Consider the following 22,871-nt stretch of genomic DNA (forward strand, 5'->3'; position numbering starts at 1 on the left):
AGGGCGCACCCCAAGAGTACTTCTTCAGGCTGGCGCTGCCATCCTTCAGGGCGCAACGCAACGCGTTTCACACCCAACCAAACCGCAAGCCTGGAAGCCAACATATCAACATATCAATGGGGTCAGAGTCCATTGATCACCTTTCAATTCCTTGATATAGTCTGGACTAATCCAACAGCCAACTTGAGAAGAGGCTGTATTCGCCAGTTCATGTTTTCTAAGCGGCTTCATTAGCGTCAGGAGATTTCCATGCATGCCATAGAATTCAAATCGCAACTCGAACATGGGCAAATTGCCGTCCCGTCGGCTTTCCATTTGCTGGAGGGGCAGCTAGTCCGAGTATTGATTCTGCTGGATGAGACGGCTTCGGGCGAAGAGGCAAATCAGTTCATGCCGGAGAGTATCTGGCAAAAGACAGCCGGTGCATGGCAAGGCGGCGATTTGGTTCGTGATCTTCAGAGCGAGCCTGAGCAGCGCCTGGCGTTGGAATAATGCTGTTTCTGCCCGACACCAACGTCTGGATTCGCCACCTCAACTCAGCGCCCTCTATTGTAAAACCGCGACTTGCCGCTTTCCCGCCATCACAAATCTCGTTATGTGATGTTGTGAAAGCAGAGTTGTATTACGGTGCCTTCAAGAGTGTGCGCCGCGAGTCGAATCTGGCGCTGCTGGAAGTTCTTTTTTCTGGCTTTGGCAGCTTTCCTTTTGACGGTGAGGCCGCCTATATTTTTGGTGACCTTCGCGCTGAACTGGCTCGAAAAGGCACGCCAATTGGCCCATACGACTTGCAAATCGCTGCCATTGCGCTGGCTAATAATTGCACACTGGTTACTCATAATACGAATGAGTTCTCACGGATTGCCGGTTTAAAGTTGGAAGATTGGGAGGCCGCGTGAATTTCAGTTTGGGTTATTGATCAATGGCACGTTTGCCCCGCTTTGTCGTCCCTGGCCAACCTCAGCATGTGATTGTGCGGGGAAATAATCGCTCGGAAATCTTTTGCGCCGATGAAGATTACCGGTTTTATCTTGAAAAACTTCAACTTGCTTGCAAGCGGCATGGTTGCGAAATCCATGCTTATGTGTTGATGACCAATCATGTACATTTGCTCATGACACCCCATGCCGAGCAGAGTCTGAGTAAAACCTTGCAAATGCTTGGGCGTTACTACGTGCAGTACTTCAATTATTGCTATCGGCGCACGGGTACGCTTTGGGAGGGGCGTTATAAGGCGACTTTGATCGATTCGGAAGCGTATTTGTTAACCTGTATGCGCTACATAGAGTTGAACCCGGTGCGTGCGGCGATAGTGTCGCTTCCAACCGAGTATCCTTGGTCAAGTTACCCCTGCAACGCTTTAGGCAAGGCGGATGTTTTGGTTACACCGTCTCTTGAATACACGCAGTTGGGCTTAAATGACACGGAGAGACAAGCGGCTTATCGACAACTTTTTGAGAACCACATTGCTGACACCGAAGTGAATGAGATTAGAGAAGCCACCAACAAAGCCTGGGTGTTAGGGCGTGATCGGTTTAAACAGCAGATTCAACAACAATTGACGCGGCGCGTTGATCCTGCGGCAAGAGGTGGGGATAGGAAGTCGGATCAATTTCAACGTAACAGCTTGTTGCGAATCGATGGAGTCTGACCCCATTGATCGCCATTGATCGTGACCCCTTTGATCTGCGCGCTAATTGCATGATTTGTATAGAAGTTTTTTGGCGCTTGTTAAACTTCGGTTAAATTGACCACAATACTTTCTGAATTCCGATGGAGCAATGCATTATTTAAATGATAAAGTTGTCATTGGTTAAGTACAAACCTATACATTCCAAAGCAGGAATACCACTTCCCTTAAACGTGCAAACTTTATGAAGTTCGGACGGTGGCTGTAGAACAAGCTGCATTTGGTACGGAGAATCCCCGCATGAACTGGAATGCTCAACTGACCGATTGATATTACTGACAGGCGAGACAAGCCCATCATGAATGACAGCCAGGAATCGACCACCGACAAGAACGGCGAAACTCTAAACACCCAGCGCTTCCAGATGCTTGAGGATATCGCTAAGGAACTGGCCGGCGACGTAGTCTTTCCTACCTACTTTGATACTTCTTTGCGCATACGCAAGGAATTAAGCAATCCTGACCTGTCCATTTCGCGGATTGCCAGCATCGTTGGTATCGAGCCTTTACTTGCCACAAAATTAATGCAATTGGCTAATTCCGCCCTCTACAGAACCGACGGAACTGCGGTCCGCGATCTTAGCGCCGCCATCAACCGCCTAGGGGTCGAACTGGTTCGCACCACTGCTTTAGGCATCGCCATACGCCAGCTAATACGTTCCAAGGACATGGCGATCTTCATCGACATCACTAAGGCACTTTGGATACATTCCCTGAAAACCGCAGCGGCTACCCGAATCCTGGCCAGAACTTATACACTTATCAATCCCGACGAAGCTCTTCTGGCTGGCCTGGTGCACGATCTTGGTGCCTTTTACATGTTGTACCGCGCAGCCAAGTACCCGGAATTACGTGACCGACCGGATACCGTCAAGTATCTCATCATGCAATGGCACCAAAGCATAGGTGTGACGCTGCTTAGCGCTCTCGGCATGCCAGAGCATATCGTCGAAGCCACTATCGATCACGATCAACCTCGCGTTGCGCCGGAAACGGTACGTACGCTGACTGACATTGTCTATGTTGGCAATGTTCTTGCCGGCACGCATTTCGAATGGCTATATCAGGACTTCGACCCAAATGCAGGCGAAATGGGCGTCGTACTTCAGAATTTTGTCGACCTCCTGCCAGACATCGAGGCCGACACAAAGGAAATGCAGGCCGTATTTAGCTAGCGCATTTCGCTCTAGTGTTCGACCAGGAAAGCACGATAGGGGTGGCGCATCACCTTCTTTCTGGTTTGCTTACCGCCAATCGCCAATCCGAAAAGCAATTCTGTGCGGTTGCATTCAACAGATGCATCGAATCCTGTTCATCGCCCAGCCACCTCACCAGAGTCAGATGACCTGATCTCTATCAAACCGTTCCCCGCCTTTTTTTCAAAGAATTTCTAATTGAATCAATGCACAAGGAATCAATAGGGAATCAATAGGGTCAGAATCCATTGATCCGTTTTCAATTCTTCAAACCGATGGAGTCTGAACCCATTGATTTTCTGTTTGGAACTTGGTCACACCATTTGAGGCGATTAAGCACACCAAGTCAGTGGTGTCGGTGCTATTGAAGCAGACAAACTAAGCCACTAAGTGGCACAATAGAACCATGGGGCGTGTATTTAAGACCCGGCATTTCAGCCGTTGGATGCGCAAGACTGAACTGACCAACCATGCACTTTGCCTTGCTGTCGCAGAAATGGCTCAGGGTCTGGTTGATGCCGATCCCGGCGGTGGCGTCGTTAAAAAACGCGTTGGGCTTGCGGGTCGCGGTAAACGCGGCGGTGCGAGAACGCTGGTCGCGACCAACAAGGGTGACCGATGGTTCTTCGTATTCGGGTTCGGGAGAATGAGCGAGCCAGTATCGCTGACGACGAGTTGGATGCTTTGCAGGATATCGCCACGCAATTACTGGCCAGAACCGGACGGCAATTGGACGAGGCAGTGAAGGACGGTTCGCTAGAGGAGGTTTGTGATGATGACAAAAACGAAGGCTAAAGCTAAAGCCAAGAGCAGTATCTTTGAAGCTGTGCATGAAACAGCCAGCGACCTTCATCGTCTTGGCTTCATCGACAAGCGCAATATGAGCAAGTTTGATGCACTGTGCCTTAAACCGGTGCCAGATTACGATAGCCAACAAATCCGTGCTTTACGAGACCATCTGCAACTTAGCCAGGCCGTCCTTGCCGCAGTTCTGAATACCAGCCTGTCGACAGTTCGTAAATGGGAAGTGGGTGATAAGCATCCCAGCGGTCCTTCGCTCAAGTTGCTCAATCTGCTGGATCGCAAAGGCCTGGAAGCTGTTCTTTGATCCTGGCCCGGCAGCCTGGTAGCGTGCGCAAATTCCTTTCTTTTTTTCACGCGGATTCCCCCTCGCATCGGCGTGCTTGATCTGTCGGGTGGTGCGCAACGCTTCGCGTTTCACACCCTACAAAATCGCGCGCGGACATTTTGCTGAGCGAGCCGATCGTTCGTTGAATGTTCGTATGCGGCTACTTTTTTGGGGACAGGTTGTTACGCAGGCACTGGCGGTGCTCCGGGCCTGCTTTATCTTTGCATAATTCGCGCGCTTTTTGATGTTGCTCGCAACGCGCCGGGTCGGGCGATTTACTGCAATCGGCAAGTCGCATCTTCTGTTGTACGCATTGCTTGAATTGCGGGCCACGCAGATCCTGGCAGGCGGCGTTTGCCTGTTTGCGGGCTGCGCATTGTTGTGGATTGCGCGCCGTGCTGCAGTCGATTGGGGCACGTTTGCGCGCCGGTGCGGGTGGCGCAGGCGGAATCGGCGGTGCGGGTGGCGCAGGTTTTACGCTTGGGTCGGTTTCAAACAGTCCGGGAGCGCCGGGAACGCCCGCCGGGCCTTGTTGTGCCAGTGCCGGTAGGGCGATAAGCGCAGCGGCCAGTGAGGCAACAAAAAGCATGGTTTTCATCGAATGATCCTGGTGGGGAATTTGAAAATAGCTGTAAAAAGCTGTAAATGGCGGCGAATTGTCGAGTCATCGAATTAGCGAGGAAGCGAATCGCTTGCCGATTGTAGCCTCTCCAACTATCGGGGTCAGCATCGAGTTCTTTTTTGATGCCTGTCGCTGTCCCTGCAACGCCCGTTAACAGGGCATCTGCAGGCTTTACCCTGAAGACGTCCGTCCTCATGAAAATCGAAAACCGTTTGATGTGTGATGTGTGATGTGTGATGTGTGATGTGTGATGTGTGATGTGTGATGTGTGATGCATGATGATTGATGCGGCGTTATAGGAGATTCGACATGCGAACCACTTTGTCTATCGATGATGATGTTCTCAATGCCGTCAAAGGGCTGGCTCAGACTCAGCACCGGAGCGTTGGAGAAGTTCTGTCGTCGCTGGCACGACAGGCGTTGCGGCCTGTTGCGCCGAGTGGTGCCGTACGCAACGGGGTGCCCTTGCTGACCCCCAGAGCCGGAGCGGCACCCGTCACGTCAGCGTTGATCAATCAATTACGCGACGAGTTGCCTTGATGACATTTCTGCTCGATGTTAATGTGCTGATCGCCTTGATTGATCCGGCGCATATCCAGCACGATGCAGCGCATGAATGGTTTGCTACTCATCGGCACGCTTGGGCTACCTGCCCATTGACCGAAAATGGCGTGCTGCGCATCGTCGGGCACACCCGTTATCCAAACTCGCCGGGCACGCCAGCGGCGGTTGCGCCGTTGATGGCTGGTTTGCGTGCTCTGCCAGGCCATATTTTCTGGCCTGACGATATCAGTCTGCTCGATAGTGAACGGTTTGATGTGGCTCGGCTATTGAGTTCCGGACAGGTTGCCGATAGTTTATCTGCTGGCTTTGGCGTCTGCGCATGGCGGACAACTGGCAACCTTCGACCGCCGTCTGGTGACAGTCGCCGTGCGCGACGGCGCGAAGAGCTTGCATTTGATATAAGCGGCATCGCCAATTTCGTAGAATATCGGCGCAACGCGCTTCCCTTTGTGCGCCTTGCGAAGCTCACAGGCTTCTCCGGTGCTGGTGGGAAAACCAATTCCCATTCTTCCTCCGGAAACCGTAAAATACCCGGCTTTATTTCACGCCACCGGGTAATCAGCGATGACCATCAAATGCGATAAGTGGATCCGCCGCATGGCGGAGCAGCACGGCATGATCGAGCCTTTCGAAGCGAACCAGGTGCGCGAGATCGACGGTCGGAAAGTTGTGTCCTACGGTACCTCGAGCTACGGCTACGATATTCGCTGCTCGAACGAGTTCAAACTGTTCACCAACATCAATTCGACCATCGTCGATCCGAAGAACTTCGACCCGAATTCCTTCGTTGAAGTGACCAATGACTTCTGCATCATCCCGCCCAACTCCTTCGCTCTGGCGCGCACCGTCGAATACTTCCGCATCCCGCGCAGCGTGCTGACGGTTTGCCTCGGCAAGAGCACCTATGCGCGTTGCGGCATCATCGTCAATGTCACGCCGTTCGAGCCCGAATGGGAAGGTTATGTGACGCTCGAATTCTCCAATACGACGCCGTTGCCGGCCAAGATTTACGCCAACGAGGGCATCGCTCAAGTACTTTTCTTCGAAGCCGATGAAGAATGCGAAACCTCATACAAGGATCGCGGCGGCAAGTACCAAGGCCAGGTCGGCGTTACTCTTCCAAAAATTTAACCGCTTTCCACACGGAGAGCACAGAGGCACAGAGTACACAGAGGATCGAAACAAATGCTTTTCTCCGTGATCTCTGTGCCTTCGTGTTCTCTGTGTTAGAAGTGGTTCACCTCTGAAGCAGGTTCAAACATGCATTTTCATTTTCCCGTCATCATCATCGATGAAGATTTCCGCTCTGAAAACGCCTCAGGCCTGGGTATTCGCGCGCTTACCAAGGCGATCGAGAATGAGGGTTTTGAAGTGCTCGGCGTTACCGGATACGGCGACCTGACTTCGTTTGCCCAGCAGCAAAGCCGTGCTTCGGCCTTCATCCTGTCGATTGACGATGAGGAGTTCGCCCCCGGTGAAGCGGATAAAACCATTGCCGAGTTGCGCGCCTTCGTCAAGGAAATCCGCTGCCGCAATGAGGACATCCCGATCTTCCTGTACGGTGAAACGCGCACCTCGCGGCATATTCCGAACGACGTGTTGCGCGAGTTGCATGGCTTCATCCACATGTTCGAGGATACGCCGGAGTTCATCGGACGCTACGTCGTGCGCGAAGCCAAAACCTATTTGAAAAGCGTGCCGCCCCCGTTCTTCCGTGCGCTGACGCATTACGCCTCGGACGGATCCTACTCCTGGCACTGCCCCGGCCACTCGGGTGGCGTTGCGTTTCTGAAAAGCCCGGTGGGCCAGATGTTCCACCAGTTTTTCGGTGAAAACATGCTGCGTGCCGACGTCTGCAACGCCGTCGAAGAACTCGGGCAACTGCTCGACCACACCGGCCCGGTCGCCGCCTCCGAGCGCAATGCGGCGCGCATCTTCAACGCCGACCACCTGTATTTCGTGACCAACGGCACGTCGACCTCGAACAAGATCGTCTGGCACTCGACCGTGGCGCCGGGCGATGTGGTGGTTGTCGACCGCAACTGCCACAAGTCGGTACTGCACTCGATCATCATGACCGGCGCCATACCGGTGTTTCTGATGCCGACGCGCAACCACTACGGCATCATCGGCCCGATTCCGAAAGAGGAATTCCTCTGGGAGAACATCCAGAAGAAGATCGCCGCCCATCCTTTCGCCCGTGACGTGAAATCAAAGCCGCGCGTGTTGACCATTACCCAGAGCACCTACGACGGCATTCTCTACAACGTCGAGGAAATCAAGGAGATGCTCGACGGCAAGATCGACACGCTGCACTTCGATGAGGCCTGGTTGCCGCACGCCGCATTCCACGATTTCTACGGCGATTACCACGCCATTGGCGCCGATCGTCCGCGCTGCAAGGAGTCGATGATTTTCTCGACGCAGTCGACACACAAACTGCTCGCCGGCCTGTCGCAGGCGTCGCAGATTCTGGTGCAGAACTCCGAAGACCGGCAACTCGACCGCGATATCTTCAACGAAGCCTACCTGATGCATACCTCGACCTCGCCGCAATACGCCATCATCGCCTCGTGCGACGTGGCGGCGGCGATGATGGAAGCGCCTGCCGGAACGGCGCTGGTCGAGGAATCGATTGCCGAAGCGCTCGACTTCCGCCGCGCCATGCGCAAGGTCGATGAGGAGTGGGGAGTCGATTGGTGGTTCAAGGTCTGGGGGCCGGACGATCTTTCGGAAGAAGGCATCGAAGAACGCGAGGCCTGGATGCTCAAGCCGGGTGAGCGTTGGCATGGCTTCGGCATGCTCGCCGAAGGCTTCAACATGCTCGATCCGATCAAGGCTACCGTCATCACGCCGGGCCTTGATGTGGATGGCGACTTTGCCGACTCGGGCATCCCGGCAGCGATCGTCACCAAGTATCTGGCCGAACACGGCGTCATCGTTGAAAAGTGTGGTCTGTACTCGTTCTTCATCATGTTCACCATCGGCATCACCAAGGGCCGCTGGAACACCATGGTGACCGAACTGCAGCAGTTCAAGGACGACTACGACAAGAACCAGCCGCTGTGGAAGGTATTGCCCGAGTTCGTCATCAAGCATCCGCGCTACGAGCGCATCGGCCTCAAGGATCTATGCAACCAGATCCACGGTATTTACGCCGCCAGCGACGTCGCACGCCTGACCACCGAGATGTACCTGTCGAACATGGAACCGGCGATGAAGCCAACGGATGCCTTCGCCAAAATGGCGCACCGCGAGATCGACCGGGTGCCGATCGACGATCTTGAGGGCCGCATCACCAGCATCCTGCTGACGCCTTATCCGCCGGGCATCCCGCTGCTGATCCCCGGTGAGCGTTTCAATGGCACGATTGTTCGATACCTGAAGTTTGCCCGTGATTTCAACGAGAAATTTCCGGGTTTTGAAACCGACATCCATGGTCTGGTCAAGGAAGTGGTCGACGGCAGGCCGCTTTATTACGTTGATTGCGTGCGCTGAGCGTCCTTGTCGGTACGGCTTCATCCTGATTCCGCTGTAACCAGCATGGATAAACGATCTTCATGGCACAGGCCTGAAGAGTGGCGTATTCATTGGGTTGCAGAGATTGATTCCGGAAGAACGCCTATTGATGCGGCTTTCAGAGGATATGGTTGTTTTTTTCTGAAATGCGTTGATAAATGACGAAATCGAAAGCGGGGTTATTGGCGCTTTTCGCAGCGATGGCCGAGTGGCTGGGCTGGCCGGGGCGAGATGAGATTATCGCCCATTCCGCATCCAAAACTTCCGGAAAAAAGGCGTCGCCGGTAAAGTCCTGGGCGATTTCCGTCAGATAGAGGCGATCAGCCAGCGCTAGCGCCTGCCGGTAAAGTTCGGCACCGCCGATAACGAAAACTTCATTAGCGCTGCCCGCCTTGCCAATCGCTTCTTCAAGCGATCCGACGAGTGTGGCACCGGGTACTTCATATCCCGGATTCCGGCTGACGACGATGTTGTGCCTTCCGGGCAAAGGGCGGAAGGAGTCGGGCAGCGACTCCCAGGTTTTGCGTCCCATGATGACGGGCTTGCCGCGCGTGGTTTCGCGGAAGTGCCGCATGTCTTCCGGTAGATGCCAAAGCAACTGGTTGTCCTTGCCGATGACACGGTTTCTGGCAACGGCAGCAATCAGTGAAATCATGGGTTCAGAGCGCATGCCCGACTAGACAGCAACCGGCGCAGCGATGTGCGGGTGCGGGTCGTAGCCTTCGAGCGTGAAGTCTTCGAAGCGGAAGGAGAAGATGTCCTTGACCTCGGGATTCAGTCGCATTAACGGCAATGGGCGGATGTCGCGTGCCAGTTGCAACTGCACCTGCTCGAAATGATTGCTGTATAAATGTGCATCGCCGAAGGTATGCACGAAATCGCCGGGGCGATAGTTGCACACCTGCGCCAGCATCAGCGTGAGCAGGGCGTACGAAGCGATGTTGAAAGGAACACCAAGGAAAATGTCGGCGCTGCGCTGGTAAAGCTGGCAGGATAGTTTCGACCGCTGATCGGCGTCGCCGGGTGCGGCCGGAGCAACATAAAGCTGGAAGATGGCGTGACAGGGCGGCAGGGCCATGCGATCGACATCGCCCGGATTCCATGCGGTGACCATGTGCCGTCGCGAGTCGGGATTGTTTTTCAGGCCTTCGACGAGTTGGACGATCTGGTCGATTTCGCGTCCGTCCGGCGTTTTCCAGTGGCGCCACTGGTGGCCGTAAACCGGGCCGAGATCGCCGTTTTCGTCAGCCCAGTCGTCCCAGATGCGGACGCCGTTTTCCTTCAGGTAGCGGATGTTGGTGTCGCCCTGCAGGAACCACAGCAGTTCGTGAATGATCGAGCGCAGGTGCAGTTTCTTGGTCGTCAGCATCGGGAAGCCGGCACTGAGGTCGAAGCGCATTTGCCAGCCGAATACCGAACGGGTGCCGGTGCCGGTGCGGTCTGCCTTGGGGGTGCCATGGTCGAGGACATGGCGCATCAGGTCGAGATATGGCTTCATGCTTTTGCGCGGGTGGTTATGATCATTTGGATTGTAATGGATCAGCTTCTACCACGCCGGTTTTCTCAAACGTCAATCTTTAAGGTTGTTATCGTTCGATTGACGGCATTGTCCCATGACTTGCAGCTTTTCTCAGTCGCCCTATAATCCCAGAATATATTTTTTCTTATTTTTCCCGCTGGCCGGGATGAAGGTCTGGTCGCCATGATCATGAATCTTTTTTCGTCACGTCCGGATCATCCGCTGGGTGATCCCCGGGAGTTCAAGCGGGTTCTCGTTGAATTGCCTCTGGATAATGCTTTCAAGGCGGTTGACGAGGTGTATGGCTGGTTCGAATCCTTGCAGCAGGCAGACGATTTCCGCCTTGACCGTTTTTTTGATGTGGTCCGGCAACTCGACGAGGCGGCACAGCCGCACGTTCGTCGCCTGACACGAGACTACCTGCACTCTGCGCGGCTATCGAAGAGTGAAGAGCGTCGCATGTGGACCTTGTGCTACAACTACTGGGGGGAAGTATCCAGCCTCTATGCGCGCTGCCTCGAGCGCGCGATGCAGAACCCGAAGGACAAAGGCAGCGAAGCGCTCAAGTCGTCGTTGCCGCTCGCTGCAACGCGTCTGCTGGCGGCGCGAGCCACCCAGTTGAAATGGGTTGTATACCGTTATGGGCCGATTGGCGAGGACTTGTGGCGTGGCCTCGGACAGCCCTATCTGGCGGCCGAAGCGGCGGGGTATGCGCAAAAGCCGGTGCCGCTGTATCCGGGGCAGCCGGGGTTGACCAGCGTGGCCCAGCAGTACTTGCAGGCGCTGATTTTTCACTCCTCCTCGATGGATAGCCTGATGCCGCTCGAAATCGAGCTGGCGGACAGGCTGAGCGCCAACTTTCAGCCAGGCTTTGTTTTCTCGAAAGATTGTTTGCGCGACAGTGTGTATTGGGTCGATGCCGCGAGTGGTTTGCCACCGATACGGATGGCGCGTCAGCCCGACAGTCTTTTGCCGACCCTGCGCTTTTTCTCGCCGGGAACAGCGCCGCAGGCTTTGAACGAGTTGATGCGCAGCGTTGAACGTGGCGAAGTTCCCGCTGATCTGAATCTGGGTGGTGAATACCTGGCCAAGGTCTTGCTCCCTGTATTGCGCCATCTGGCCATGTACTGGGCTCCCAAGCCGCCGCAACGCGAGCATGCCCGCCATGCTGTAAAAACGCGCATGGCCGTGCTGCAGGGTTTTGACGACTGCTTTACCGTATTCGCTGGTGATGTGGCGCGTTTTGGCAAGGAACACACGGCCGAGAGTTGGGTCGTCGAGAACGTAAGTCGCGGCGGCTTTGGCGCTGGTATCGATGATCTTGGCGGCGACTGGCTGAAGATTGGAGCCTTGATCAGCATGCAGCCCGAGGGCGGAGAGAACTGGGTGCTGGGGGTGGTCAGGCGCTACAAGAAGGATTCTGATGTCCATGCCAGTGTCGGTATCCAGACGCTGTCCAGGCAGGCGCAGAGCGTCGAGCTGCGGCCACGGACGTCGGGCTTTTCGGCAACCGGAGCCATCCCCGGCATCTGGTTACGTGAGGGCAATGCGCCGGGCGCTACACGGATGGTCTTGCCGCCTGCGAGTTTCGACTTGCGCGAGAGCCTGGAGTTTGCGCACGATGGGCGGCGCTACCTGCTGACTCCGGTTGAACGCGAAGATATAGGTAGCAATTTCGAGATCGGCCATTATCGGGAAAGCGTGTCGGACTAGCAGTCAGTCATGGGGAAATGTGCTGAAAATAAATTCGTCATTCCGGGCTTGACCCGGAATCCAGTTCGTTTATCAAGTCGATTTTTTAACATCTTGATCAGATTGACAAATCTGGCTCTGCATTCCCTTCGGTCAGATTCCTGGTCAAGCCCGGAATGACGGGGTTATCCATAGATTTCACCATGACTGACTACTCGCCGTTACTGGTTGGCTCGCTGTCTTCGGTCTCGTTATTTGCGTCTTGTTCAAGTTCCTTGAGTAGCTGATAGATCGCGCGGTAACTGCGCGGCGGCTTGTTCAGCTCATGCTCCTTGAGTGCCGCCCGGCGCAGTGAGCGCAGGTGTTGCAGATCGACCGACGGGTACAGCGTGGCGATTTCGTGCAGCACTTTTTCATCAGCCAGCAATTCCGTGCGCAGTCGCTCAAGGCGATGCAGCTTGGCCGTTTCACTCGCCGAATCACCGCGAACCAGCGCCAGCGCGGCACGAATCGGCTCCACTTCCACATTGCGCATGATTTTGCCGATGTACTGCATCTGCCGACGCTTGGCTTCATCGGGTCGCATCATGCGCTGTGCTTCGACAACGGCTTCGCGCAACTCCTCGGAGATGTCAATTTTCTTGATGCGATCTTTGGATAGCGCGACCAGTTCTTCACCGAGCGCCTGTAATTCCTCCATCGCCTGCTTGCGTCGTGTTTTCGAGAGCGGTACTGGTTCTTCTTCTTCGTGGGTAATCATCGGTTTCTATTCGGAAGCTGCGTGTCGGTCAGGCGGACATGCCGGAACAGAAGCCCGGCAGGGAACTGCTATGATAGCGGCTTTCAACGCCAGCATCGTCAAACCATGTCGCTAACTACCGCTTCCGCATCGCCAGAATCACGTTTCAGTCACCCGCTGGAGACCTTGCAGCAATTCGCGCAGGATGTTCTCACGTATGCCAAGAAGTCGGGGGCCAGCGATTGCGAGGTCGATGTTTCGGAAGGCTTTGGGCAATCGGTCACCGTTCGCTGCAACGAAGTCGAAACCATCGAATACAACCGCGACAAGGGAATCGGCGTCACCATCTATCTTGGTCAGCACAAGGGGCACGCCAGCACCTCCGACTTTTCATCGGCGGCATTGCGCGAAACGGTCGAGGCGGCGCTCAACATCGCCCGCTTCACGGCGGCCGACCCCAGTGCCGGTTTGCCGGACGCGGCGCTTCTGGCCACGCGCCAGGAAGGATTTTCCGATCTCGACCTTTACCATCCGTGGCTGCTTTCGGTCGAGAGTGCCATCGATCTGGCGCGGCGCTGCGAGCAGGCGGCTTTTGCGGTCAGTCCGCAGGTAACCAATTCGGAAGGGGCGACAGTCTCGATTCAGGAAGGCCAGTTCATTTCCGCCAACAGCCTCGGCTTCATGGGCGGCTACCCGACCTCGCGGCATTACCTGTCCTGCTCGGTCATCGCCGGCAAGGAAGAGAACATGCAGCGCGACGACTGGTATTCGTCGTCGCGCGATTCCCTGGGCATTGCCTCGCCGGAGGCGATTGGCGATTACGCCGCACGGCGGGCGCTGGCGCGACTGGGGGCGCGCAAGATCAAGACCTGCAAGGTGCCCGTGCTGTTTGAAGCGCCGCTTGCGGCGTCGCTGGTCGGAAGCTTCGTTCATGCCGTCAGTGGTGGCAGCCTGTACCGCAAGACCTCATTTCTCGTCGATAGTCTTGGCAAGCGCGTTTTCTCAAAGAAGATGCAGATCAGTGAACGTCCGCATCTGCCCGGCGGTATGGCGAGCAGCGCATTCGACAACGACGGAGTGCGCACACATGACCGTGAAGTGGTGGTCAACGGCGTTTTGCAAGGCTACTTCCTGAGTGCGTATACGGCACGCAAACTGGGGTTGCAGACGACCGGCAACGCGGGTGGTTGCCACAACCTGATCGTGCATCCGGGCAAGCGCGACTTTCGTGGCCTGCTCAAGAAGATGGGGCGCGGCCTGCTGGTGACCGAGTTGCTTGGTCAGGGCGTCAATTACGTGAATGGCGATTATTCGCGTGGTGCGGCGGGTTATTGGGTGGAGGGCGGAAAGATCGTGCATGCGGTTGAAGAAGTGACGATCGCCGGCAATCTGCGCGACATGTTCCGCAACGTAGCGGCCGTCGGTAACGACGTGCTGGTGCGCGGCTCCAAGCAGGTCGGTTCGATCCTGATCGAGCAAATGAAGGTAGCGGGGAGTTGATCATCAGCTTTCGAGTAGCGCGGTTCACCCTGTTCGGAGAATAAGTCATGGAAAGACGTTCATTTCTGAAGAAGGCCGGAGTCGGGCTGGCTGCCGGCGCCGTGGCTTTGCCCGCCATCGCCCAGACTGCCCCGACCATCAAGTGGCGCATGGCGTCAAGTTTCCCGAAGAGTCTGGATACGCTTTACGGGACGGGGGAGTTTCTGGTCAAGCGCATCGCCGAGATGACTGGCGGAAAATTCCAGATCCAGTTATTCGCCGCAGGGGAAATCGTTCCCGGTCCGGGCGTCCACGATGCAGTCAAGGACAATACGGTGGAAATGGGGCAGACCTGCTCGTATTACTATTAGGCAAGGATCCCACCTATTGCATTGATACGGCCATTCCCTTCGGCATGAACAACCGCCAGACCGACGCCTGGTACCGCCACGGGAACGGCACGAAACTGATGAGCGAGTTCTTCGCCAAGTCCAATATTGTATCTTTCCCCTGTGGCAACACCGGCGTTCAAATGGGTGGCTGGTTCCGCAAGGAAATCAAGACGGCCGCAGACTTGAAGGGCCTGAAAATGCGCATTGCCGGTCTGGCCGGGGCCGTGCTGGCCAAGGTCGGCGTGGTGCCGCAACAGATTTCGGGCACCGACATCTATCCCTCTCTGGAAAAGGGCACCATCGATGCGGCTGAGTGGGTCGGGCCCTACGACGACCAGAAGCTCGGCTTCAACAAGGTTGCCAAGTACTACTACTACCCGGGTTGGTGGGAAGGTGGCCCGCAGATTTCGGTTTACATCAATGCCAGGAAGTGGGCCGAATTGCCGAAGGAGTACCAGGCGATCGTCGCCGCGGCGTGTGCCGATGCGCATATTGAAATGCTGGCCAGGTACGACGCCAAGAATCCGCTCGCGCTCAGGCAATTGATCGCTTCCGGGACGCAACTGAAGCCTCTTCCAAAGGATGTCCTGGAGGTCTGTTACAAGGCCGCCATCGAGCTTTATGCCGAAATCTCGGCCAAGAACCCCGAGTTCAAGAAGGTCTATGACGACTACAAGAAGTTCACCGACGAACAGAACTCATGGTTCCGTGTCGCGGAAGGTTCTTTCTCGAACTTCATGTTTGCGCATAGGGGCATTTAACAGGGTTGATTGATATTATCAAAAAGCCTTAAAACCCTTGCCAGTACTAGTTTCTTCTGAAATACCCTTTCCCCTTGTATTGCTTTGTGTTGATAGATTTACTGCAAATGTTAGTACGCAACGAGTACACAGCGAGTATGGTCAGGCGTACAGGCTTGCCATTCACCCTACTCTGAAAGATGAATGCCGCTGACGCCCTATGTTGCCTCGCTGCTGTTCGCATTGCCACGCCGGAATCAGTACGTATTCTCAAGCACCAAAGCCGCCGAAGGGCGCATTACTGACCCGCGCCCGTCGCACGCGCAAGCCTGCGCTGTTGCAGGGCTGGAACTGACCCTGCATGGCTTGCGCCGGTCGTTCGCCAGTCTGTGCGAGTGGGTTGAGTGCCCGGCTGGTATTTCCGCGCAAATCCAAGGCCATGCGCCCCAAGGCGTGAGAGAACAGAACTACATCCGACGCCCATTGGACTTGCTGCGCATGTGGCATTGCCAGATTGAAGCTTGGATTCTCGAACAGGCCGGGATTGAATTCATACCAGAGAAGGCCGGTTTGCGAGTGGTGCAGAGCAGCGCTTCTTGACTATGCACACAAACATACATACGCTATAACCATGCGCTACCTCTGCGACAAAGTGAAGCGAGCCGCCAACCTCAAGAAACACGGGTACGACTTCGATGATGCGCCAGCGGTTATTGAGGGTGTTGCCGCCATAACATTTGAAGACAAGCGCTTCGATTATGGTGAACATCGTTTCATTACGTTGGGGATGCTGCACGATGAGGTGGTGGTTATCGTCACCGCCGAGACTGACGAAAAAATCCGCGTGATTTCGATGTGAAAGGCCGAACGAAATGAACAAGAAATCTACTTCAAAAATCTTTGATGATGATGCGCCTATCACCCAGACCGACATTGACGCCGGAAAACTGGTGCTGGTAAAGCGCGAAGCTGGCCGCGTGGTGAGGCCGAAGAAGCGCGTCACCTTGTATCTTGATGCTGATGTCGTCGAACGCTTCAAGCAACAGGCGGGTGAGCGCGGGTATCAAACGCTGATAAACGAAACGCTTAAATCCGCATTTCATCACGCCGATATTGAAGAAACGATACGCAAGGTCATTCGAGAAGAATTGCATAAAGAAGCCGCCTGACTGCAAGTAGACACCCGTGCCGCGAATCGAATTTGTCCAACCCAAGCCACGCATTCTGGATTGGCGCGTCCAGGTCGATGGCCGCAGCATCGGAAGCGGCTGGAAGTGTGGCGAAGCCTTCCGTGTGTCGATAGCGACGATGGAAGCCGCCCTACTCTGGAAGATGCTTTCAAGGCTGCAAAGCGGCAAGTGAAGGAATTGAAGTTATGAACCGCGCCTGACGGTTTCAGGCAATCGGGCTAGAAGTTGTCAGAAGCACCGGACGAGCCTTAGCTTTGCCATTTAATAGCACATAAGCTATATTCGATCATGGAATACACCCTTGAGTTTTACAACGATTCCGTACAGAACGAGATTCTTGCCTGGCCGGATGGGATACAAGCCAGCTTTACGCGGATAACCGAAATGATGATGGTATGGTGCATGGTTCTAACCTTGGGCTGCCCTACACACGACCTTTTGGTGATGGCTTGTTTGAAATTCGCGCCAAAGGGCGTGAAGGAATTGGGCGGGCTTTCTTCTGCACACTTGCTGGCCGTCGTGTTGTCATTCTGCATGGCTTCATCAAAAAGTCCGAGCAGGCCCCGGTCAAGGAATTGAAAACCGCCCGACAGAGATTAAAGGAGGTACAGAATGGATAAGTTCAATCCCGTCGCTTTCGACCCCAAGGCGCACGCCGCCAACAAACGCACGACTAGCGCCCTGTTTCGTGAAGCCTACGATGCGTTAGACGATGAATTCGCCGCCCTGGCCGTTCTGTTACAAGCCAGAAAAGATGCAGGCATGACACAAGCTGAAGTAGCCGCCAAGATGGGCGTCAGCCAGCCGGTACTGGCACGCATCGAATCCAGCCTTGGCAGCAGGAAACATGCGCCTTCGCTCGAAACCCTGCGGAAGTACGCGATGGCTTGCGGCAAGCGTCTGGTTATCGGGATGCAGTAGAACACCGTCGTCTGACCGATTAAAGCCGCGCCTATCTCGACGGAGAGAAAACCGGGCGCCTTCACCCGGCTGGCGCGGCTCCCCTACCTGAAGGCGTTTGAAGGCACGCTATGAAACTGACAGTCACCATTAAAGGCCGCGAGGCGATATCCGCCCAGATAGACAGTGGGCCGGCCCGACTTGAAACCATGCTGCAGTGGTGCATGTCGCCAAGCTGGGTTGTAAGCCCAGATCGAAGACTTTCCATAACCCCTGGTATGCGAGCTTTCCATAACCGTTCCATTGCTCCCTAAACCCCGGCTTCGCAGCCAGATCACTTGGACGGTATTTGTCGCGCATTCGGATCAATCTCCGAAGGGACTTGCAAAAGCGAATGAAAATACTGGCTGTAGAGCAAACCACTATCTGAAAATAGTTAACTACCGCGCTTAAAGGCAATTATTTCAGTCGGTGGCAGCTTAGTGCGCAAGCCATCCATCTGGCGTTGCGAAATCAAATGACCATGCGCGGCGGCCTTGGCAAGCCAAATCACGCCCGTGTTCTCGTCCTTCGGAACCCCGTTACCACGCATATAACATTGGCTAAGCAAGTTCATGGCGTCAGCATAGCCTTGCTTGGCGGCTTGTTCCAGCCAGTAAATCGCGCATTTAGGCTTGTCGCTAGACAGGAAAATCAAGGCCATCTCATTTTGAGCCTCAGCATCCCCTGAGTCTGCGCTTTTAAGCACAAGAAAATCTTCGGGTTCAAACGGTAGGCATAAGTGTGGTTTGATCAAATCAAGAGGGATCATCGTTTTTCCATTCACGATCTTGCGTGCCATAGAACCATCTGCAAACTTGCGCCAAAAAGTACGCTCGCTCCACTCGGTCAGTGTGATTGCGGCGGGAAGGCTGATGAGTTGCATGATTGGTTTCTCCTTGATGAGTTGGCACTTAACAGTGCCAACAGTGCCAAAATGGCCATTGGCGCTGCACTTAACAGTGCCAAGAGTGCCATTTTGCCATTGGCACTGCCACTTAGCAGTGCCAATCGAGAAATGGCAGTCCTAATCTTCTCAATATGGGTCAAATACGCCATGGCCTAAAATTTGCTCTATAAAAAACAGCAAAGCTGGTTCAGCCTCGCTACTCGTTTCTCACTAAACTTTTGGAGGTTATATGAAATTTGCTCAGATCAAACAACAGACGCAAAAGGGCTTCACACTGATCGAACTGATGATCGTTGTGGCGATTATCGGTATTTTGGCGGCGGTGGCGTTGCCGGCTTATCAGGATTACACCGTGCGTGCCAAGGTGACGGAGGTGCTTTTGGCAGCCAGCACTTGTCGCACAACGATTACCGAGACAATTCAGACTGCAACTACCTTGCCTGCAGCAGCTGATTCATGGGGCTGTGGCGAGTCAGCTTCGTCGTCTAGCAAATTCGTTGCGTCAGTTAGTACCGCAGCAAATACAGGCCTTATTACTGTTACTGGTCAAAACTTGGGTGCGGGAAATGGTTCGGTCAAGTTGGCACCTTGTTCTGTTGACACAGCTACAACATTCGCCACATGTACTGCGCCTACCGCAGGCGGCACAGTGAAAATGTGGATATGCGGCCCAGGCACCATGCCAGCTAAGTATCTTCCGGGTTCGTGCAGATCCGCCTAAGCAAAAAATCGAAACGAACAAACAGGGAACAGGGTCAATAGTGGTCAGACTCCTTATTCCACCTGTAACGAAAGCCGCCTTAGGGCGGTTTTTTTTAGCTCAAGCAGATCAATACAGCTAGCCCATGAAAATTCCGATCCTATCCTTCACAGTCATGACGGCAGCAGCTTGGCTGGTGCCAAACCATTACCCTCCGTGGCTCAATACCTGGAGTGATGGCTTGGCAATCATGGGGCTGTTGCTGCTGCTTCCATCCATGGCCGCCAATGCCGTGGCCGGCGCGTGTGTTTCATGGCGACTTCCGGTCATCGCAGCCGTTTGCATAGCTGTGATTTTGGGGCAACTCGTTGCCGGCAAGCTGATGTTCGCTGGCGATGCTGTCATGGGAGTTTTGTATATCGGTCTATGGCTCGCGGCAGTGCTGACCGGCAGCTTGATGGGCGCTTCCGCCGGACGCAGCGGCGCGCTGAGTGTGCTAATGACCGCCTGGTTTTTTGTGGCGCTGTTCTCGGTCGGCATCGCGCTGGTGCAGTGGACGGGCGCCTTGAGCCTGAATATTTATGCGGCCGACCTGCCACCCGGTGCACGGCCATTCGGCAACGTGGCCCAGCCCAACAACTTTTGCACGCTTTGCTTGCTTGGTCTGTGCGGGCTGCTTTGGTTGCATCAGCAGCAAAGGGTGAATGGCGCAATCTTTTCGCTGGGAGCAGGTTTCTTGCTTCTGGGCATGGTGGCGTCGCAGTCGCGCACCGGGTGGCTGCAAATCGGGCTACTGGTACTCTTGGGGCTGGCCTTGCGTGGGCGGGCCGGCTTACGCATCACGCGGGCGCAATTGCTGATGCTGGGCGCGGCTTTTTCGGTGGGCGTACTTCTGTGGACATGGATTAACGACCTGTTGACGCTCTCTGCCGGTCGTTCGCTGGATGACCAGATGCAGGCCGGAGTGCGACTACCCTATTGGCGCTCAATGTTGGATGCGATCGGGCGCGAGCCGTTATGGGGCTATGGTTGGCAGCAGGTGGGTGTGGCCCAGCAACGCGTGGCGCTCGATCATCCGGCAATCGGGGCGTATTTCGACCACAGCCATAACGTAGTGCTGGATTTGTTGTTGTGGAACGGCGTGCCGATCGGCGGCCTCATCGTAGCGGCATTTGCCTGGTGGTTCATTGCCCATATTCGCGCTTGCCATGATGGACGGGGAGTGTGGTTGCTGGCGGCGCTGGCAGGCATAGTCACGCACGGCATGCTGGAGTATCCGTTGGAGTACGCCTACTTTCTGATCCCCGCTGGGCTGGCGATGGGTGCTGTCGAAGAATTTTCTCCAGCAGGCAGAGCGCCACTACGGGTGCCACGTTGGGCGCTGTTGTCTTTAACTGGGTTGCTCGGTGCTCTGTTTGTGGGGGTGGCCGTGGAGTACTTCAAAGCCGAAGAGAACTACCGTACCCTGCGCTTTGAGTCGGCGCATATCGGCGTGACCCGTATCGAGACACCTGCGGCCCAGTTGTACCTGCTCACGCAACTCGGAGCCTTCCTGCAGTTTTCCCACACCGAGGCTACGCCCGGCATGACTTTGGATCAAGTGGACTCGATGCGCAAGCTGTCTGAGCGCTATGGGTTCTCGTCGGTGATGCTGCGCTATGCACTGGCAGCCGGCCTTAATGACCAGCCCGAAGTGGCGCGAGAAACGCTGGCACGCATTTGCAAAATTCACTCACCCCAACGCTGCAGCGAAGTTCGAGAAAGTTGGGCGGTGCTACAGTTGCGCTATCCACAGTTAGCAGGTTTGATGCCGAGCAAATAATAGGACAGCAAATAATAGGGCAAATAATAGGGGACAGACCACGGTTTCCTGATCGCCCCTGAGTTACCCCAAAGCCCCGTCGCCAACACGACGGGGCTTTTCTTCGCTTGCTTCCGGCAACAGCGCAATTCCGTAATTGTCGATCGAAATCAAACGGTTCAGAGCCTTTGACAAAAAGTTTGGCGCATAATATTCTTTTCCCTTACACGATCAAGGAGAGCAAGATGGGGCTGACCTATGCGGCACTGAAACTCACCAATCTCTTTACTAATCAGCAGGTGCAGGTCAATGCGCTGGTTGATACGGGGGCGACCTTCATGTGTGTCACGGAGGAGATTGCTTTGCAACTGGGGTTTGATATTACCGAGGTTCGCCAACAAACGGTTACTCTGGCCGATGGGCATCAACGTAAAGTTCCTAAAATTGCGCCCATTGAGATCGTCTTTGAAAATCGCAGCTATGTAACCGAGGCGGTGGTTCTGGGAAACGAGCCGCTACTCGGCGTTATTCCGCTGGAGGCGATGGATCTTGTCGTTGACCCTCGCCAGCAAGCATTGATTGTAAATCCGCAGCATCCCAATTACCCGGTCGCGCTGGCAAAATGAACAACAGGGGACTCATATTAATCATGGAAATAATAGGGGGCTCCCATAAAAAATAATAGGGGTTAAAAAATAATAGGGGTCAGACCACGGTTTCCTGATCGCCCCTGAGTTATCCCAAAACCCCATCGTCGACACGATGGGGTTTTTCTTCGTTTGGTTCCAGCAAGCCGCTACACATAGCCCTCAATATTTTCAAACGAAATTTTCGGCGGTTCGGGCTTACATCCTCGTCCTTGATGTGTAGTCACAGCGCGACTACAATGGAAGCTCTGAAACCGCTTCAAAGGAAGCCGCCATGAGCACCGCTGATACCTATGTCCGTGCCCGAATTGACACCAACACCAAGGAACGTGCTGCCGAAGCGCTCGAAGCAATGGGCTTGTCCATTTCGGACGCTATCCGCTTACTGATGCTGCGGGTAGCAGATGAGCGGCGTTTGCCCTTCGATGTGAAGGTTCCAAACGCCACAACGCGCAAGGCCATTGCAGAACTTGAAAAAGGGAAGGGTAAGCGGTTCGCCAGCGTTGACGACTTGATGGCAGACCTGCATGCGGGCGATTGACCGGGCTTCTGCCTTCAAACGTGATTACAAGCGCGAAGCCAAGGGCCAGCACCGGGCAACGCTCGATGGCGACTTAAAGCCCGTCCTCGTTGATCTGGTAACTGACCAGCCGCTTGATGCCAAATACCGCGACCATGACTTGAGCGGCGATTGGGCAGGCTACCGTGAATGCCACGTCAAACCCGACCTGCTGCTGATCTATCGCAAATCGGGGGCAGACAAGCTCAGACTGGCGCGGCTTGGCTCACACAGCGAGCTTTTCGGGTGAGCATGTCAGTTTTGACAACAGCCTAGCCTTACGCTCCAGCCTGACACTTTTAGCGTCAGATATGAATTGATATTGATTCACATTGACACTTTGCCAGAGACTTCTAAGACCCATACCTTACAGATTGCACGGAATTGGGGAAGCGCTACTTTCCGCCGCGTTCCTTGATTTTTATTCCCACCCGGCCTGTGGCGTGTATCCACTCAAGAAAGTTGCCCAGAACTTTGCCTTGCTCCTTCGCGTCTGCATGCTCGACTAAGAAATCCGCGTAGTCCTGGTTGAGTTTCTTCTGTTTGTCTGTGTTCATTGCCGGTTCTTCTCTGGTGCGTGTTGCTTGGTATTGAGGAAAACTGCTTACAAACTGGTTACATGGAAGCGAAAACAGGAGATAACAATATCGCATAATCCGCTGTAACCAGTGCTACCACTAGCTTGTAGTACATACGAATGACATAGCATTCTCGAACTTCATGTTCAGCCGCAAGAGCTGATTCACACGCAGAGCTTATTACTTGGCCTATCGCTGAAGTCCGCATGGATAGGCGATCTACAGGCCATGTTGCTGTAGAGTGGCGTATTTGCTGTCTTTACAGCTTTA

Annotated in this window: 29 protein-coding genes and 2 pseudogenes; 25 read left to right on the forward strand and 6 right to left on the reverse strand. The window is 54.7% G+C overall.

Annotated features, from left to right (window positions below):
• Positions 1 to 249: 249 nt before the first annotated feature.
• The 7 genes and pseudogenes from ACOYNV_RS01490 (at position 250) to ACOYNV_RS01520 (ending at position 3,990) form a co-directional block, all read left to right on the forward strand.
• The gene (locus ACOYNV_RS01490) at positions 250 to 492 is read left to right on the forward strand and encodes a hypothetical protein (protein WP_422897961.1); all 243 of its coding nucleotides are present in this window, start codon (positions 250 to 252) and stop codon (positions 490 to 492) included.
• Positions 492 to 896 carry a type II toxin-antitoxin system VapC family toxin gene (locus tag ACOYNV_RS01495; RefSeq protein ID WP_422897962.1) on the forward strand — a complete coding sequence of 135 codons (405 nt, stop codon included), beginning with the start codon at positions 492 to 494 and terminating at the stop codon, positions 894 to 896. The genes ACOYNV_RS01490 and ACOYNV_RS01495 overlap by 1 nt, the downstream gene beginning before the upstream one ends.
• Before the next feature lie 23 nt (positions 897 to 919).
• Positions 920 to 1,648 carry an REP-associated tyrosine transposase gene (locus ACOYNV_RS01500; RefSeq protein ID WP_422897963.1) on the forward strand — a complete coding sequence of 243 codons (729 nt, stop codon included), beginning with the start codon at positions 920 to 922 and terminating at the stop codon, positions 1,646 to 1,648.
• A gap of 337 nt (positions 1,649 to 1,985) precedes the next feature.
• Positions 1,986 to 2,861, forward strand: coding sequence for an HDOD domain-containing protein (locus ACOYNV_RS01505; RefSeq protein ID WP_422897964.1), 876 nt, complete (start codon positions 1,986 to 1,988; stop codon positions 2,859 to 2,861).
• A gap of 466 nt (positions 2,862 to 3,327) precedes the next feature.
• A pseudogene (locus tag ACOYNV_RS01510) lies at positions 3,328 to 3,468 on the forward strand (type II toxin-antitoxin system RelE/ParE family toxin); the annotation flags it as partial.
• Positions 3,469 to 3,500: 32 nt separating this feature from the next.
• On the forward strand, positions 3,501 to 3,677 hold the full coding sequence (locus ACOYNV_RS01515) for a hypothetical protein (protein WP_422898052.1): 177 nt from the start codon (positions 3,501 to 3,503) through the stop codon (positions 3,675 to 3,677).
• The gene (locus tag ACOYNV_RS01520; protein ID WP_422897965.1) at positions 3,655 to 3,990 is read left to right on the forward strand and encodes a helix-turn-helix domain-containing protein; all 336 of its coding nucleotides are present in this window, start codon (positions 3,655 to 3,657) and stop codon (positions 3,988 to 3,990) included. Before ACOYNV_RS01515 ends, ACOYNV_RS01520 begins: the two co-directional genes overlap by 23 nt.
• Positions 3,991 to 4,171: 181 nt before the next feature.
• Here the strand turns inward: ACOYNV_RS01520 and ACOYNV_RS01525 are convergent, their stop codons facing one another.
• Positions 4,172 to 4,609 (reverse strand): hypothetical protein, encoded by a 438-nt coding sequence (locus ACOYNV_RS01525; RefSeq protein WP_422897966.1) that lies wholly within the window; start codon positions 4,607 to 4,609, stop codon positions 4,172 to 4,174.
• Between the two features lie 333 nt (positions 4,610 to 4,942).
• On the opposite strand from ACOYNV_RS01525, the gene ACOYNV_RS01530 reads away from it, so the two are divergent.
• The 4 genes from ACOYNV_RS01530 to ACOYNV_RS01545 all read left to right on the forward strand — a co-directional run bounded on the left by ACOYNV_RS01530 (position 4,943) and on the right by ACOYNV_RS01545 (position 8,695).
• Entirely contained in the window at positions 4,943 to 5,173 is a 231-nt protein-coding gene (locus ACOYNV_RS01530) for a hypothetical protein (protein ID WP_422897967.1), read from the forward strand.
• On the forward strand, positions 5,173 to 5,781 hold the full coding sequence (locus ACOYNV_RS01535; RefSeq protein ID WP_422897968.1) for a TA system VapC family ribonuclease toxin: 609 nt from the start codon (positions 5,173 to 5,175) through the stop codon (positions 5,779 to 5,781). Before ACOYNV_RS01530 ends, ACOYNV_RS01535 begins: the two co-directional genes overlap by 1 nt.
• Entirely contained in the window at positions 5,762 to 6,328 is a 567-nt protein-coding gene (dcd, locus tag ACOYNV_RS01540; protein ID WP_422897969.1) for a dCTP deaminase, read from the forward strand. Before ACOYNV_RS01535 ends, dcd begins: the two co-directional genes overlap by 20 nt.
• A 129-nt stretch (positions 6,329 to 6,457) precedes the next feature.
• Entirely contained in the window at positions 6,458 to 8,695 is a 2,238-nt protein-coding gene (locus tag ACOYNV_RS01545) for an Orn/Lys/Arg decarboxylase N-terminal domain-containing protein (RefSeq protein WP_422897970.1), read from the forward strand.
• A 139-nt stretch (positions 8,696 to 8,834) separates the two neighbouring features.
• On the opposite strand, the gene ACOYNV_RS01550 is transcribed toward ACOYNV_RS01545, so the two are convergent.
• Both ACOYNV_RS01550 and ACOYNV_RS01555 read right to left on the reverse strand, forming a co-directional pair.
• Positions 8,835 to 9,371, reverse strand: a complete 537-nt coding sequence (locus ACOYNV_RS01550) for a dihydrofolate reductase (RefSeq protein ID WP_422897971.1) — start codon at positions 9,369 to 9,371, stop codon at positions 8,835 to 8,837.
• 21 nt (positions 9,372 to 9,392) lie between these two features.
• Positions 9,393 to 10,214, reverse strand: coding sequence for a thymidylate synthase (locus ACOYNV_RS01555; RefSeq protein ID WP_422897972.1), 822 nt, complete (start codon positions 10,212 to 10,214; stop codon positions 9,393 to 9,395).
• Positions 10,215 to 10,418: 204 nt separating this feature from the next.
• Between ACOYNV_RS01555 and ACOYNV_RS01560 the strand changes: the two genes are divergently transcribed.
• Positions 10,419 to 11,948 (forward strand): hypothetical protein, encoded by a 1,530-nt coding sequence (locus tag ACOYNV_RS01560; protein ID WP_422897973.1) that lies wholly within the window; start codon positions 10,419 to 10,421, stop codon positions 11,946 to 11,948.
• A gap of 190 nt (positions 11,949 to 12,138) precedes the next feature.
• Here the strand turns inward: ACOYNV_RS01560 and yjgA are convergent, their stop codons facing one another.
• Positions 12,139 to 12,687: a ribosome biogenesis factor YjgA gene (yjgA, locus tag ACOYNV_RS01565; protein WP_422897974.1), complete on the reverse strand. Its 549-nt coding sequence runs from the start codon at positions 12,685 to 12,687 to the stop codon at positions 12,139 to 12,141.
• A 105-nt stretch (positions 12,688 to 12,792) separates the two neighbouring features.
• Here yjgA and pmbA point away from each other — a divergent pair, with 105 nt between their 5' ends.
• From pmbA to ACOYNV_RS01605, 8 genes and pseudogenes are all read left to right on the forward strand, one after another.
• Positions 12,793 to 14,166, forward strand: a complete 1,374-nt coding sequence (pmbA, locus tag ACOYNV_RS01570; protein WP_422897975.1) for a metalloprotease PmbA — start codon at positions 12,793 to 12,795, stop codon at positions 14,164 to 14,166.
• A 47-nt stretch (positions 14,167 to 14,213) separates the two neighbouring features.
• A pseudogene (locus ACOYNV_RS01575) lies at positions 14,214 to 15,298 on the forward strand (TRAP transporter substrate-binding protein).
• Between the two features lie 183 nt (positions 15,299 to 15,481).
• Entirely contained in the window at positions 15,482 to 15,877 is a 396-nt protein-coding gene (locus ACOYNV_RS01580; RefSeq protein WP_422897976.1) for a hypothetical protein, read from the forward strand.
• Between the two features lie 31 nt (positions 15,878 to 15,908).
• Positions 15,909 to 16,136 carry a BrnT family toxin gene (locus ACOYNV_RS01585; RefSeq protein WP_422897977.1) on the forward strand — a complete coding sequence of 76 codons (228 nt, stop codon included), beginning with the start codon at positions 15,909 to 15,911 and terminating at the stop codon, positions 16,134 to 16,136.
• Positions 16,137 to 16,149: 13 nt separating this feature from the next.
• A complete protein-coding gene (locus tag ACOYNV_RS01590; RefSeq protein WP_422897978.1) occupies positions 16,150 to 16,446 on the forward strand; it encodes a BrnA antitoxin family protein in 297 nt (98 codons plus the stop codon).
• A 16-nt stretch (positions 16,447 to 16,462) separates the two neighbouring features.
• On the forward strand, positions 16,463 to 16,639 hold the full coding sequence (locus ACOYNV_RS01595; RefSeq protein WP_422897979.1) for a hypothetical protein: 177 nt from the start codon (positions 16,463 to 16,465) through the stop codon (positions 16,637 to 16,639).
• Between the two features lie 277 nt (positions 16,640 to 16,916).
• Positions 16,917 to 17,087 carry a type II toxin-antitoxin system RelE/ParE family toxin gene (locus ACOYNV_RS01600; protein WP_422897980.1) on the forward strand — a complete coding sequence of 57 codons (171 nt, stop codon included), beginning with the start codon at positions 16,917 to 16,919 and terminating at the stop codon, positions 17,085 to 17,087.
• Entirely contained in the window at positions 17,080 to 17,388 is a 309-nt protein-coding gene (locus ACOYNV_RS01605) for a helix-turn-helix domain-containing protein (protein WP_422897981.1), read from the forward strand. The genes ACOYNV_RS01600 and ACOYNV_RS01605 overlap by 8 nt, the downstream gene beginning before the upstream one ends.
• 415 nt (positions 17,389 to 17,803) lie before the next feature.
• Here the strand turns inward: ACOYNV_RS01605 and ACOYNV_RS01610 are convergent, their stop codons facing one another.
• Positions 17,804 to 18,292, reverse strand: a complete 489-nt coding sequence (locus ACOYNV_RS01610; RefSeq protein WP_422897982.1) for a tetratricopeptide repeat protein — start codon at positions 18,290 to 18,292, stop codon at positions 17,804 to 17,806.
• A 253-nt stretch (positions 18,293 to 18,545) separates the two neighbouring features.
• On the opposite strand from ACOYNV_RS01610, the gene ACOYNV_RS01615 reads away from it, so the two are divergent.
• The 5 genes from ACOYNV_RS01615 to ACOYNV_RS01635 all read left to right on the forward strand — a co-directional run bounded on the left by ACOYNV_RS01615 (position 18,546) and on the right by ACOYNV_RS01635 (position 22,273).
• The gene (locus ACOYNV_RS01615) at positions 18,546 to 19,037 is read left to right on the forward strand and encodes a pilin (RefSeq protein WP_422897983.1); all 492 of its coding nucleotides are present in this window, start codon (positions 18,546 to 18,548) and stop codon (positions 19,035 to 19,037) included.
• Positions 19,038 to 19,161: 124 nt separating this feature from the next.
• Entirely contained in the window at positions 19,162 to 20,838 is a 1,677-nt protein-coding gene (locus ACOYNV_RS01620; protein WP_422897984.1) for a Wzy polymerase domain-containing protein, read from the forward strand.
• A 224-nt stretch (positions 20,839 to 21,062) separates the two neighbouring features.
• Positions 21,063 to 21,443 carry a clan AA aspartic protease gene (locus tag ACOYNV_RS01625; protein ID WP_422897985.1) on the forward strand — a complete coding sequence of 127 codons (381 nt, stop codon included), beginning with the start codon at positions 21,063 to 21,065 and terminating at the stop codon, positions 21,441 to 21,443.
• Positions 21,444 to 21,738: 295 nt separating this feature from the next.
• Positions 21,739 to 22,005, forward strand: a complete 267-nt coding sequence (locus ACOYNV_RS01630) for a type II toxin-antitoxin system RelB/DinJ family antitoxin (RefSeq protein WP_422897986.1) — start codon at positions 21,739 to 21,741, stop codon at positions 22,003 to 22,005.
• Positions 21,992 to 22,273, forward strand: coding sequence for a type II toxin-antitoxin system YafQ family toxin (locus ACOYNV_RS01635; RefSeq protein ID WP_422897987.1), 282 nt, complete (start codon positions 21,992 to 21,994; stop codon positions 22,271 to 22,273). Before ACOYNV_RS01630 ends, ACOYNV_RS01635 begins: the two co-directional genes overlap by 14 nt.
• Positions 22,274 to 22,418: 145 nt before the next feature.
• Here the strand turns inward: ACOYNV_RS01635 and ACOYNV_RS01640 are convergent, their stop codons facing one another.
• Positions 22,419 to 22,580 (reverse strand): hypothetical protein, encoded by a 162-nt coding sequence (locus ACOYNV_RS01640; protein ID WP_422897988.1) that lies wholly within the window; start codon positions 22,578 to 22,580, stop codon positions 22,419 to 22,421.
• Positions 22,581 to 22,871 lie beyond the last annotated feature (291 nt).

It is taken from the genome of Propionivibrio sp. (assembly GCF_049316945.1).
Lineage (GTDB): Bacteria > Pseudomonadota > Gammaproteobacteria > Burkholderiales > Rhodocyclaceae > Propionivibrio.